We start from the raw sequence: 12,109 nt of genomic DNA on the forward strand, positions 1-12,109 counted from the left end.
TACGAACCGCGTGCGGATCCGGGAGCGCCCCAGATCCTGCGACCGGAGGAGTGCAGTGGCAGCCAACGACCGGGCAGCAGCTCCCGGAAAGTACGGCGGGAGTGCCGGTTCCGATGGCCTGATGCGCGCCTCGCTGAGCGCCGTCGCCCCCGGCACACCCTTGCGCGACGGCCTGGAGCGCGTCCTGCGCGGCAACACCGGCGGCCTCATCGTGCTCGGCTCCGACAAGACCGTCGAGTCCATGTGTACGGGCGGATTCGTCCTGGATGTCGAGTTCACGGCGACCCGGCTGCGCGAGTTGTGCAAGCTGGACGGCGGCATCGTGCTCTCCTCCGACCTGTCGAAGATCCTCCGGGCGGGCGTGCAGCTGCTCCCCGACCCCACGATCCCGACCGAGGAGACCGGCACCCGCCACCGCACGGCGGACCGCGTCAGCAAGCAGGTCGGCTTCCCGGTGGTCTCGGTCTCCCAGTCCATGCGCCTGATCGCCCTCTACGTCGACGGGCAGCGGCGCGTCCTGGAGGACTCGGCGGCGATCCTCTCCCGCGCCAACCAGGCACTCGCCACCCTGGAGCGCTACAAGCTCCGCCTGGACGAGGTCGCGGGCACGCTGTCCGCGCTGGAGATCGAGGACCTGGTGACGGTCCGGGACGTCTCGGCCGTCGCGCAGCGCCTGGAGATGGTGCGCCGCATCGCGACCGAGATCGCCGAGTACGTCGTGGAGCTGGGCACCGACGGGCGACTGCTCGCGCTCCAGCTGGACGAGTTGATCGCGGGCGTGGAACCCGAGCGGGAGCTGGTCGTACGGGACTACGTCCCCGAGCCCACGGCCAAGCGCTCGCGCACGGTCGACGAGGCACTGGCCGAGCTGGACGCGCTCAGCCACGCCGAGCTGCTCGAACTGCCGACGGTGGCGCGGGCCCTGGGATACACCGGCTCCCCCGAGGCCCTCGACTCCGCGGTCTCGCCGCGCGGCTTCCGGCTGCTGGCCAAGGTGCCGCGGCTGCCGGGCGCCATCATCGACCGGCTCGTGGAGCACTTCGGCGGCCTCCAGAAGCTGCTCGCCGCGAGCGTCGACGACCTCCAGACGGTGGACGGCGTGGGCGAGGCCCGAGCCCGCAGCGTCCGCGAGGGCCTGTCCCGCCTGGCGGAATCGTCCATCCTGGAACGGTACGTCTGACCCCCCGACGCACTATTCCGAGAAGGAGCGCGGAGACCCGCGCACCAGTAAACGCCGCGAACGCCCACCCCGAGAAGGCGCGCGGGAAACCGCGCGACCGGCCACGACAAACCCGCACCCGAAAGCCCCCCGCGACCAACCCGCACCAGTCAACGCCGCGAACGCACACGCCGAGAAGGAGCGCGGGGAACTGCGCGACCGGCCACGACAAACCCGCACCCGAAAGCCCCCCGCGACCAACCCGCACCAGTCAACGCCGCGAACGCACACGCCGAGAAGGAGCGCGGGGAACTGCGCGACCGGCCACGACAAACCCGCACCCGAAAGCACCCCGCGACCAACCCGCACCAGTCAACGCCGCGAACGACCACCCCGGGAAGGGGCGCGGGGAACTGCGCGACCGGCCACGACGAACCCGCACCCGAAAGCACCCCGCGACCAACCCGCACCACTCAACGCCGCGAACGCCCACCCCGAGAAGGGGCGCGGGGAACTGCGCGACCGGCCACGACAAACCCGCACCCGAAAGCACCCCGCAACCATCCCGCCCCACCGCCGCCCGCCAGCGATGCCGCACCGCTCAGTCCGCGTCCAGCACGAACGAGGCCCGCAACGTCCCGTACCCCGCCGCCTTGCCCTCCAGCAGATACGTCCCCGGCCCGGCCACCCCCGCCGGAGGCGTCCCGCACGAGGAAGCGCTCGGCTTGCGGTCCCACTCCACGGTGTAGGTGATGCTCTGCCCCGCCGGCACCCGGTACAGCAGGTTCCCGGAGCCCTTGGGGCAGTCGGCCGACGACCAGTAGGCGTCGTCGTCCCCACCGGCCTGAGTGACCGTCAGCACGGTGCCCTTGGGCCCGAGATCGACCTTGCAGTCACCGCCGGAGGTGTTCTTCGCGGTCAGCCGGAACGCCGGCGTCTCGTCGGGCGAGTACGCGTTGCGCACGCTGCGCAGGGTCAACGTCACCTTGCCCGGGGCGCAGTCGGGCAGCGAGGACCCGGCCGGCAGCGCGTCGCCCGTACCGACGCCACCGCCGGAGGAACCCGCACCCGAACCGCCGGTGTCCGAGCCCTGCGAGCCTCCGGCGCCCGCGCCACCGCCCGAACCCTCGTCCGAACCGTCGCCGGCGCCGCCCGTACCGTCGTCCGAGCCGTCCCCGGCGTCGCTCCCGCCGGAGCCCTCGTCGTCCGACTCGTCGCGCCCGCCCGGCGCTTCGCTGATCGCGGGGCCGGAACCGGAGGGTCCCGGAGTGATGGAGGGCGCGGGATTCTTGCCGTCGGAGCCCCCTGCGCCGTTGTCGCGCCCCCCGCCGCCACCGGAGGTCACGACCCAGGTGACCAGCAGGGCCAACAGGGCGAGCACGGACAGCATGATCACCCTCCGTCGCCAGTAGATGGAGGAGGGAAGCGGCCCGACCGGATTGCGCAGTGATCCCACGGCGCAAACTGTACGAGAGATCGGTGCCGTCACTGGCCCCACCCGCCGCCTGGAGCCACAACTTTTACGGATCATCATCCCGGAAACGCCGCGCATCCGTACGACAGTTGGCCGCGCGGGGCACGCGGAGGCGTCCGGGCGCCCCGCCCCGGCGTACCGGGCCGTCGTCCACGGGCCCGCGAAACGCTCCGCAGCAGCACGGCCGATCCGCACCGGCATGGCAGGATCGGAACTGCCATGACTGCTCCCACGAAGCCCCCGCACACCAGCCCCGCCGAGGCCGTCGCCGGCTCCCCGAGCGGGGACGACCTCCACTCCCCCGTGATCGCCTGGTTCGACGAGCACGCGCGCGACCTGCCCTGGCGGCGGCCGGAGGCCGGCGCGTGGGGCGTGATGGTCAGCGAGTTCATGCTCCAGCAGACCCCGGTCAACCGCGTGCTGCCGATCTACGAGCAGTGGCTGGCCCGCTGGCCGCGCCCCGCCGACCTCGCCAAGGAGGCCCCCGGCGAGGCCGTCCGCGCCTGGGGCCGGCTCGGCTACCCGCGCCGCGCGCTGCGGCTGCACGGCGCCGCCGTGGCCATAACGGAACGGCACGGCGGCGACGTACCCACCGACCACGGACAGCTCCTCGCGCTGCCCGGCATCGGCGAGTACACCGCGGCCGCGGTGGCCTCGTTCGCCTACGGGCAGCGGCACGCCGTGCTCGACACCAACGTCCGCCGGGTGTTCGCCCGCGCGGTCACCGGCGTGCAGTACCCGCCGAACGCCACGACGGCCGCCGAGCGCAGGCTGGCCAGGGCGCTGCTCCCGGACGACGAGGGCGTCGCCGCCCGCTGGGCCGCCGCCTCGATGGAACTGGGCGCGCTGATCTGCACGGCCAAGAACGAGGGCTGCCACCACTGCCCGATCGCCGCGCACTGCGCGTGGCGGCTGGCGGGAAAGCCGGAGCACGAGGGGCCGCCGCGGCGCGCCCAGACGTACGCCGGCACGGACCGCCAGGTGCGGGGCAAGCTGCTGGCCGTGCTGCGCGAGGCGCACGCGCCCGTCCCGCAGGCGCGTCTGGACCGCGTGTGGCATGAGCCCGTCCAGCGTGCGCGTGCTCTGGACGGTCTGGTCTCCGACGGTCTGGTGGAGCCGCTGCCCGGCGGTCTGTACCGGCTGCCGCTGAGCTGACCCCCAGCAGGGTCACGGCCCGGCACACCTCCATGTCACGGTGCCGGCCACTTCCCTCACCGCACAAATCACCCCATACTCCCCTCAACTGCCCTACGGATTTAACCGTTTCCTACTTCCGTTACACAACCGACGGACAGCCGAGCGTTCACCGCAGGCTGCTTCGCACAGCCCCGTGACAACCCCTCCGTAGCTTCATTTCCGTGCCCGGCAGGGGGGCACAGCCAAGGAAACGGGGATGGAGGCGGTTGATCATGGCGCAGGGTGACGTCGGCGAGGTGCTCGGCTTCGAGGAGTACGTGCGCACCCGGCAGGACGCGCTGCTGCGCAGTGCCCGGCGGCTGGTCCCGGACCCCGTCGACGCCCAGGACCTGCTCCAGACGGCACTGGCGCGGACGTTCGGCCGCTGGGACGGCATAGCCGACAAGCGGCTCGCGGACGCCTATCTGCGCCGAGTCATGATCAACACGCGGACCGAGTGGTGGCGGGCCCGCAAGCTGGAGGAGGTCCCCACCGAGCAGCTCCCCGAGTCGTGCGTGGACGACTCCTCGGAGCAGCACGCGGACCGCGCCCTGCTGATGGACGTCATGAAGGTGCTGGCCCCCAAGCAGCGCAGTGTCGTCGTCCTGCGACACTGGGAGCAGATGTCCACGGAGGAGACGGCCGCCGCCCTCGGCATGTCGGCCGGAACGGTCAAGAGCACGCTGCACCGGGCGCTCGCCCGGCTCCGCGAGGAGCTGGAGGCCCGCGACCTGGACGCACGCGCGCTGGAGCGTGAGGAGCGGGAGCGTTGCGCGGCCTGACCGGCAGGGCCGGTGTCGACACCGGCCCCGGGCACACCCCGGCCCGAGGTACCTTCCAGGCGGTGACCACGGCGGCGTCCGTGCTCACCGCCCTGAGCCTTTCACTGTCCGCCTGCGCGACCGGCGGCACCGGCGCCCGGGACGAGGGCCCGGCGCACGACGAGCCGGTGGCGGGCACCGCGGTGAGCCCCGTCGCCCCCGCCTCCGCCGTGCCGCCGTCCCGCACCCTGACCCGAGCCACGGCGGTCAAGCTGCTGCAGTCGGATCCGCAGGTCTCGGCGGCGGTCAAGCGCGTCCTGAAGCCGTGCGTCGCCGACGAGTACCCGGTCGACCTCTCCTACGGCGAGCTGACCGGCGGTCCCGCCGAGGATGTCGTCGTCAACGTCGTGACCTGCAGTGACGTCGTCGGCATCGGCTCGTACGTGTATCGCGAGGAGAACGGCGCCTACGAGAACGTCTTCCAGGCCGAGGAGCCGCCGGTCTACGCCGAGATAGACCGCGGCGACCTGGTGGTCACCAAGCAGGTGTACGAGCGCGGGGACCCGGTGTCGAGCCCGTCCGGCGAGAACGTGATCACGTACCGCTGGACGGCGGGCCGTTTCACCGAGGAGTACCGCACGCGCAACGACTACAGCACGGTCGTCGGCGCGGAACCGAGCCCGGCACCCGAGAGCAACTGACCGGACCGGGCACCAGGGCCCAGGACCGCATACCGCATACCGCATACCGCATACCGCATACCGCATACCGCATACCGCATACCGCATACCGCATACCGCATACCACGTCATGGATACGGACTGAGAGCACGGATGGCAGACCAGACCCACGTCCTGTTCGTCGAGGACGACGACGTCATCCGCGAGGCCACCCAGCTCGCCCTGGAGCGGGACGGCTTCGCGGTGACCGCGATGCCCGACGGGCTGTCGGGGCTGGAGGCGTTCCGCGCGAACCGGCCCGACATCGCGTTGCTCGACGTGATGGTGCCGGGCCTCGACGGGGTCAGTCTGTGCCGCCGGATCCGCGACGAGTCGACCGTACCGGTGATCATGCTGTCGGCGCGGGCCGACTCGATCGACGTCGTGCTCGGTCTGGAGGCGGGCGCGGACGACTACGTGACCAAGCCGTTCGACGGCGCGGTGCTGGTGGCGCGGATCCGGGCGGTGCTGCGCCGCTTCGGGCACGCGAGCGGCGGTGCGGCGGGCCGACCCGAGGACGCGGCCTCCTCGGCGAACGGCGGCGTGCTGACCTTCGGCGACCTGGAGGTCGACACCGAGGGCATGGAGGTGCGCAAGGCGGGCCGGCCGGTGGCGCTGACCCCGACCGAGATGCGACTGCTGCTGGAGTTCTCCTCGGCGCCGGGCACCGTGCTGTCCCGGGACAAGCTGCTGGAGCGGGTGTGGGACTACGGCTGGGGCGGGGACACCCGCGTCGTCGACGTCCATGTCCAGCGGCTGCGGACGAAGATCGGTCAGGACCGGATCGAGACGGTCCGCGGCTTCGGCTACAAGCTGAGGGCCTGAGGGCGGGACGGGACAGGTCGATGCGGGGGATCACCCGGCGCCTGGTGGAGGCGCGCGTACGGCGTACGGGCATCCGTACGGGACTCAGATGGAAGCTGAGCGCGGCGATCGCGCTGGTCGGCGCGCTGATCGCCGTCGTGCTCAGTCTGGTCGTGCACAACGCCGCCCGGGTCTCGATGCTGGACAACGCGCGCGACCTCGCCGACGAGCGGGTACAGATCGCCCAGCGCAACTACGAACTGTCGGGGCGGCCCAACTTCCCCGACATCAAGATCGACGACCCCGCGCTGCCGTCCGCCCTGCGGACCAAGGTCGAGGCCGGCCGCCGGGCGACGTACGTGGCCGACCGGCCCGGTGGCGGACCGGACATCTGGGCGGCGGTGCCGCTCAAGGACGGGCATGTGCTGTCCCTGCACACCGGGTTCACCGACCGCAGTACGGACATCCTCAAGGACCTCGACCAGGCGCTGGTCATCGGCTCCATCGCGGTGGTCCTCGGCGGCAGCGCGCTCGGTGTGCTCGTCGGCGGGCAGCTGTCGCGTCGGCTGCGCAAGGCCGCCTCCGCGGCGAACCAGGTCGCCAAGGGCGAGCCGGACGTGCGGGTGCGCGAGGCCATCGGCGGGGTCGTCCGGGACGAGACCGACGACCTGGCGCGGGCGGTGGACGCGATGGCGGACGCGTTGCAGCAGCGGCTGGAGGCGGAGCGGCGGGTCACCGCCGACATCGCGCACGAGCTGCGCACCCCGGTGACCGGCCTGCTGACCGCGGCCGAGCTGCTGCCGCCGGGCCGCCCGACCGAGCTGGTGCTGGACCGGGCGCAGGCCATGCGCACGCTGGTCGAGGACGTGCTGGAGGTGGCCCGGCTCGACGGGGCCTCCGAGCGGGCCGAGCTGCAGGACATCATGCTGGGCGAGTTCGTCGCCCGGCGGGTGGCGGCCAAGGATGCGGGGATCGCCGTGCAGGTGGTGCACGAGTCGGAGGTGACGACCGACCCGCGGCGACTGGAGCGTGTGCTGTTCAACCTGCTCGCCAACGCCGCCCGGCACGGCAGGCCGCCCATAGAGGTCACCGTCGAGGGCCGGGTGATCCGGGTCCGCGACCACGGGCCGGGTTTTCCCGAGGACCTGCTGGCGGAGGGCCCGAGCCGGTTCCGCACCGGCAGCATGGACCGGGCCGGGGTCGGCCACGGGCTGGGCCTGACGATCGCGGCCGGCCAGGCGCGGGTGCTGGGCGCCCGGCTGACCTTCCGCAACGTCCGTCCCCCGGGGGCCGCCGACCACATACCGGCCGAGGGCGCGGTGGCCGTCCTGTGGCTGCCGGAGCACGCGCCGACGAACACGGGCAGCTATCCGGTGCTGGCCGAATAGGCGCGCCGGCGCCCGGCCGGGCCTCGGGTCGGCTCAGCAGCCGAAATCCTTCGAGAAGTCGAGCTCCTCGTTGCGCTCAGTCAGCGAGTACCAGTTCCCGTTGTCGTCGCGGAAGATCGCCTCGATACCGTACGGCCGCTCCTGCGGCTCCTGGAGGAACTCCACCCCGCGCCCCCGGAACGTCTCGTAGTCGCCCCGGCAGTCGTCGGTCCGCAGCGCGCCCGCGCCGATGACCCCCTTGCTGACCAGCTTCTTCAACGCCTCCGACGACTCGGCGTCGAGACCCGGACCGTCCAGGCTCATCAGGGCCAGCTCCACATCGGGCTGATCCTTGGCACCCACGGTGACCCACCTCATGTCACCCATCGGCACCTCGCTGCGCACCTCGAAGCCCAGCTTCTCGGTGAAGAAGGCCTTGGTGCGCTGCTGGTCGAAGGTCCACACGGTCGTGATGCCCAGGCCGGTGATCATGGCTCTGCTCTCCTGCGTCGGGTACGGCTTGCTCCCGTCACGGTAGGCAGCGCGGGGGCCGGGGCGCTTCTCCGTAATTGCTCTGCGCCTCGGCCACGACCCCTGCCCCTGCCCGCTGCCCCTGGGGTCGCTGTGCGGTTGCCCAGCATCGGAGCGCACGACGTGGGCGGGGGCACGTCCGGCCCTCCCCGGCCGATGCGGACGCCTAATGTGCCGCCATGACCGATGGGGAACCGGCGCTGCGCTCCCGGCTGGCGCACACGCTGCTCGCGGACATCGACCGCCTCACCGGCACGGTGGTGGCGGACATCCGCGCGCACAGCCCGGCGTACGCGTCCGGCCGTCCCGTCCCGCTCGCCGACCTGCGCGCCGTCTGCCGTGACAACCTCGTGCTGGCACTGGAGGACTTCGGCGGACTGCCGGTGAGCGCCGGCGACATCGAGGCCGCCGCCACCGAGACCGGGCGGCGACGGGCCGAGCAGGGCATGCCGCTGGACAGCGTGCTCCAGGCGTACCGGCGCGGCGGGCGGGTGCTGTGGCAGGCGATGGCGGTGCCGTTGCGGGGCCCGGTGGCGGCCGACCAGGATCTGGTCGTCGAGGTAGCCGGAGCGCTGTGGGAGACCATCGACCGCTTCTCGACGGTGATGTCGCAGGCGTACCGGCTCACCCAGCTGGAGCTCCAGCACCGTCAGGACTCGCGGCGCGGCGCCCTCTTCGAGGCTCTTCTGGACGGCCGCGGCAGCGATCCGGCGGTGGCGGCCGCCGCGGCCGCGGCGCTCGGTCTGCCGCCGCGCGACCGTTTCGCCGTGGTGGTCGCCGATCACAACCCGGCGGCGCCGCCGCACCCGGGACCGGCGCTCCGGGCGGCCGGCCTGTGGTCGTTCTGGCGTCCTCGGGCGGCGCGGTACGCGGGACTCGTACGGCTCGGGTCCACCGAGCCGTGCGAGGTGGCGCGTGTGCTGCGCGGTGAGCTGGGCGGGACGGCCGGAATCTCCCCGCCGTTCGACGAACTTGCCGCGGCCCACGCGGCGCTGCGGCTCGCGGAACGCGCCCTGCGTACGCTGCCGCCGGGCAGCGGGGCGGTGGCACAGCTCGACGACCGCCTGGTGGAGGCGGTGCTCGCCGGCGACCCGGAGGTGGCCGGCCGCCTGGTCACCCGGTATCTGGACGGCGTGCTGAGCTGTGGTGCCGAGGCTCCCGTGCTGCTGCGCACCCTGCGGGTGTGGCTGGACGCGGGCTGCTCGGCCCTGCGGGCCGCCGAGCAGCTCTACTGTCATCGCAACACGGTCCTCAACCGCATCATCCGCGTCGCGGAACTCACCGGCTGGCCGTCCGAGTCGGGGGAGGCCCGCCTGGGCTGGGCGCTCGCGCTCCGCGCGACGGAGGTCCCGCGCTGACGGGCCGGATGCCCGGCGCCATGGGGGGCCCGGCCGTGGCGCCTCACGTGCGTGTCACGGACCGCTCGGGCCGTCTTCGGTGCCCAGAACTCCCGCCGCCCGACTGGTGGTTCGCCCCACGCCCGGACTGCGGCGCGGGAACCCCCCGGCCCAGAGCATCGCGTAGCACCCGGGTATCAGGGCCGCCCCGGCGCGGACGTATCTGCTCCGGTACTCGCTCGGGGTCAGGCCGGTCCGCGCCTTGAAACGGGTGGAGAAGGTGCCGAGGCTGCTGAAGCCGACCAGGTGGCAGATCTCCGTGACGGTCAGGTCGGCTGCGCGCAGCAACTCCTCGGCACGCTCGATCCGGCGGTGGGTGAGGTACTGGCCGGGCGTCTCGCCGTACGCCTCCCGGAAGGAGCGGACGAAGTGGAACCGCGAGTAGCCCGCGTGCGCGGCGACCGCGGCCAGGTCGAGTGCGGGGTCGGCCCAGTCGCGGTCCATCGCGTCCTTCGCCCGCCGCAGCTGACGCATCTTGTCCATGAACCGATGGTGGCACGCGGCACCGACATCACCGCCGCCCACCGGCGGGCCCAGGCCGGGGGGGCGGCGCCGCACCCCGGCGTCGAGCACTCCCCCACTCGATCCGGCCCCGACGAAGCGCCCGTGCACCGGCTCCGCACGGCCCGCCACTCGGTCGGACCGCGTCGCACCGCTTCGCTCAACACCTCGACCCGTGTCACTCGGACCCGGCCCCGCCGGGCCGCTAGGACCGGCGGGGGCCAGTCACTCAGACCACCTCGACCGCTCACTCGGACAGCCCCGGCCGAGGTGCCGACACCGCCCCGTGAACCTCGGCCAAAGGCGCTCACACCGCCTCGACCGGCCGCACAGACCCCAACGGCCGGGTCGCCCGGACCGCGGGGGCCAGTCGCTCAGACCGCCTCGACCGCTCACTCGGACAGCCCCGGCCGAGGTGCCGACACCGCCCCGTAAACCTCGGCCAAAGGCGCTCACACCGCCTCGACCGGCCGCACAGACCCCCAACGACCGGGCCGCCCGGACCGGCGGGGGCCAGTCACTCAGACCGCCTCGACCGCTCGCTCGGACAGCCCCGGCCGAGGCGCCGACACCGCCCCGTCAACAAAAGACGCCGACGGCCGGGTCGCTCACAGCGCCCGGCCGCTCACCGGTCGTTCAGACCGCTTCGGCCACCGGTGCGACGGCCGGTGCGCCGTCCTGCTGCGGTCCCGCGCCCCTCAGCGGGACCTCCTTCACGAAGACCGCCGCGATCAGTGCCGGCACGGCCACCGCCGCGCCCAGCAGGAACGCCCCGTGCGTCCCGGAGGTCACCGCGTACTGATAGGCCTCGCGGGCCGCGTCCGGCAGCTTGGCCAGGCTCGCGGCGTCCAGCTGGGCGGACTGCTCGGTCATCTTGGAGCCCAGCGCGCCGGCCCGCCGGGCCATCTCGTCCTGGACGCGGTGGTTGAAGAGCGCACCCATGATCGCGACTCCGAAGGAGGAGCCGAGGGTGCGGAACAGCGTGGTGGAGGAGGAGGCGACGCCCATGTCCTTCATCTCCACGCTGTTCTGCGCTATCAGCATGGTGATCTGCATCAGGCAGCCCATGCCGAGCCCGACCACGGCCATGTACACGCCGGACGTCAGCTCCGAGGTCTCCGTGTCCATCAGGGACAGCAGATACAGGCCGACGACCAGCAGCGCGCCGCCCACCACCGGGAACAGCTTGTACCGCCCGGTCTGCGTGGTCACCCGTCCGGCCACCATCGACGTGACGAGCATCGCACCCAGCATCGGCAGCAGCAGCAGCCCGGAGTTGGTCGCCGACGCGCCCTGCACGGACTGCTGGTAGAGCGGCAGGAAGAGGGTCGCGCCGAACATCACGAAGCCGACGACGAACCCGATGAAGGACATCAGCGTGAAGTTGCGGCTGCGGAAGATGTGCAGCGGCAGGATCGGCTCCGCGGCCCGTGTCTGCCGGAACACGAACCCGACGAGCGCGGCGACGCCGATCCCGATCAGTTCGAGGATCACGGCCGACGTCCAGTCGTACTCCGTGCCGCCCCAGGTGGTCACGAGCACGATCGCGGTGATGCCGACGGTCAGCAGCGCGGCGCCCAGGTAGTCGATCCGCGCCGCGGACCGCTTCTTGGGCAGGTGCAGCACGGCGGTGATGGCGACCAGCGCGACCGCGCCGAGCGGCAGGTTGATGTAGAAGGTCCAGCGCCAGCCCCAGTGGTCGGTGATGGTGCCGCCGACCAGCGGGCCGCCGATCATCGCCAGCGCCATGACGCCGGCCATCATGCCCTGGTACTTGCCGCGCTCCCGGGGCGGGATCAGATCACCGATGATCGCCATGACGCCGACCATCAGACCGCCGGCGCCCAGTCCCTGCACGGCCCGGAACGCGATCAGCTGACCCATGTCCTGGGCCATGCCGCTGAGCACCGAACCCAGCAGGAAGATGACGATCGAGCTCAGGAAGACGCCCTTGCGTCCGTACATGTCACCGAGCTTGCCCCAGATCGGGGTGGAGGCCGCGGTCGCCAGGGTGTACGACGTCACCACCCAGGACAGATGTTCCAGACCGCCCAGCTCGCCCACGATCGTCGGCATCGCCGTGCCGATGATCATGTTGTCGAGCATCGCGAGCATCATCGCGATCATCAGGGCGAGCAGGACCACCCGCACGCTCCTCGGTTGCTTCCCCTCGTGCACCGCTTCCCCCAACTTACTTGCCGCCCGGCTAGTTACCGCGAG

General features: G+C 72.4%; 11 protein-coding genes. 7 read left to right on the forward strand and 4 right to left on the reverse strand.

Going from position 1 to position 12,109, the window contains the following annotated elements; translation table 11 throughout:
• Window positions 1-55 precede the first annotated feature (55 nt).
• Window positions 56-1,180, forward strand: coding sequence for a DNA integrity scanning diadenylate cyclase DisA (gene disA, locus ACZ7LV_RS25475; protein WP_365450907.1), 1,125 nt, complete (start codon window positions 56-58; stop codon window positions 1,178-1,180).
• A 580-nt stretch (window positions 1,181-1,760) separates the two neighbouring features.
• Here the strand turns inward: disA and ACZ7LV_RS25480 are convergent.
• The gene (locus ACZ7LV_RS25480; RefSeq protein WP_471942486.1) at window positions 1,761-2,615 is read right to left on the reverse strand and encodes a hypothetical protein; all 855 of its coding nucleotides are present in this window, start codon (window positions 2,613-2,615) and stop codon (window positions 1,761-1,763) included.
• Between the two features lie 237 nt (window positions 2,616-2,852).
• On the opposite strand from ACZ7LV_RS25480, the gene ACZ7LV_RS25485 reads away from it, so the two are divergent.
• The 5 genes from ACZ7LV_RS25485 to cseC all read left to right on the forward strand — a co-directional run bounded on the left by ACZ7LV_RS25485 (window position 2,853) and on the right by cseC (window position 7,481).
• A complete protein-coding gene (locus ACZ7LV_RS25485; RefSeq protein WP_471942488.1) occupies window positions 2,853-3,788 on the forward strand; it encodes an HhH-GPD family protein in 936 nt (311 codons plus the stop codon).
• 254 nt (window positions 3,789-4,042) lie between these two features.
• Entirely contained in the window at window positions 4,043-4,591 is a 549-nt protein-coding gene (locus ACZ7LV_RS25490; RefSeq protein WP_365450901.1) for a SigE family RNA polymerase sigma factor, read from the forward strand.
• Complete coding sequence (locus tag ACZ7LV_RS25495; RefSeq protein ID WP_471942490.1) at window positions 4,579-5,271, forward strand: hypothetical protein; 693 nt, start codon at window positions 4,579-4,581, stop codon at window positions 5,269-5,271. Before ACZ7LV_RS25490 ends, ACZ7LV_RS25495 begins: the two co-directional genes overlap by 13 nt.
• Before the next feature lie 132 nt (window positions 5,272-5,403).
• Entirely contained in the window at window positions 5,404-6,114 is a 711-nt protein-coding gene (gene cseB / locus ACZ7LV_RS25500) for a two-component system response regulator CseB (protein ID WP_471942492.1), read from the forward strand.
• A 20-nt stretch (window positions 6,115-6,134) separates the two neighbouring features.
• Complete coding sequence (gene cseC, locus ACZ7LV_RS25505) at window positions 6,135-7,481, forward strand: two-component system sensor histidine kinase CseC (protein ID WP_471942494.1); 1,347 nt, start codon at window positions 6,135-6,137, stop codon at window positions 7,479-7,481.
• A 33-nt stretch (window positions 7,482-7,514) separates the two neighbouring features.
• Here cseC and ACZ7LV_RS25510 read toward each other — a convergent pair whose 3' ends face one another.
• Window positions 7,515-7,952, reverse strand: a complete 438-nt coding sequence (locus ACZ7LV_RS25510; RefSeq protein WP_471942496.1) for a VOC family protein — start codon at window positions 7,950-7,952, stop codon at window positions 7,515-7,517.
• 218 nt (window positions 7,953-8,170) lie between these two features.
• Here ACZ7LV_RS25510 and ACZ7LV_RS25515 point away from each other — a divergent pair, with 218 nt between their 5' ends.
• Window positions 8,171-9,349 carry a PucR family transcriptional regulator gene (locus tag ACZ7LV_RS25515; RefSeq protein ID WP_471942498.1) on the forward strand — a complete coding sequence of 393 codons (1,179 nt, stop codon included), beginning with the start codon at window positions 8,171-8,173 and terminating at the stop codon, window positions 9,347-9,349.
• Between the two features lie 54 nt (window positions 9,350-9,403).
• On the opposite strand, the gene ACZ7LV_RS25520 is transcribed toward ACZ7LV_RS25515, so the two are convergent.
• Window positions 9,404-9,862, reverse strand: a complete 459-nt coding sequence (locus ACZ7LV_RS25520) for a helix-turn-helix transcriptional regulator (protein ID WP_471942836.1) — start codon at window positions 9,860-9,862, stop codon at window positions 9,404-9,406.
• Between the two features lie 663 nt (window positions 9,863-10,525).
• Complete coding sequence (locus ACZ7LV_RS25525) at window positions 10,526-12,034, reverse strand: MDR family MFS transporter (protein ID WP_471942500.1); 1,509 nt, start codon at window positions 12,032-12,034, stop codon at window positions 10,526-10,528.
• Between the last annotated feature and the right edge of the window lie 75 nt (window positions 12,035-12,109).

Source organism: Streptomyces sp. NPDC107562 (genome assembly GCF_055657325.1).

Excerpts from the sequence above, each read along its gene's own strand:
- ACZ7LV_RS25485 (WP_471942488.1), top strand. The coding sequence starts at position 2,853 with ATGACTGCTCCCACGAAGCCCCCGCACACCAGCCCCGCCGAGGCCGTC.
- ACZ7LV_RS25490 (WP_365450901.1), top strand. The coding sequence starts at position 4,043 with ATGGCGCAGGGTGACGTCGGCGAGGTGCTCGGCTTCGAGGAGTACGTG.
- cseB (WP_471942492.1), top strand. The coding sequence starts at position 5,404 with ATGGCAGACCAGACCCACGTCCTGTTCGTCGAGGACGACGACGTCATC.
- cseC (WP_471942494.1), top strand. The coding sequence starts at position 6,135 with ATGCGGGGGATCACCCGGCGCCTGGTGGAGGCGCGCGTACGGCGTACG.
- ACZ7LV_RS25510 (WP_471942496.1), bottom strand. The coding sequence starts at position 7,952 with ATGATCACCGGCCTGGGCATCACGACCGTGTGGACCTTCGACCAGCAG.
- ACZ7LV_RS25515 (WP_471942498.1), top strand. The coding sequence starts at position 8,171 with ATGACCGATGGGGAACCGGCGCTGCGCTCCCGGCTGGCGCACACGCTG.
- ACZ7LV_RS25520 (WP_471942836.1), bottom strand. The coding sequence starts at position 9,862 with ATGCGTCAGCTGCGGCGGGCGAAGGACGCGATGGACCGCGACTGGGCC.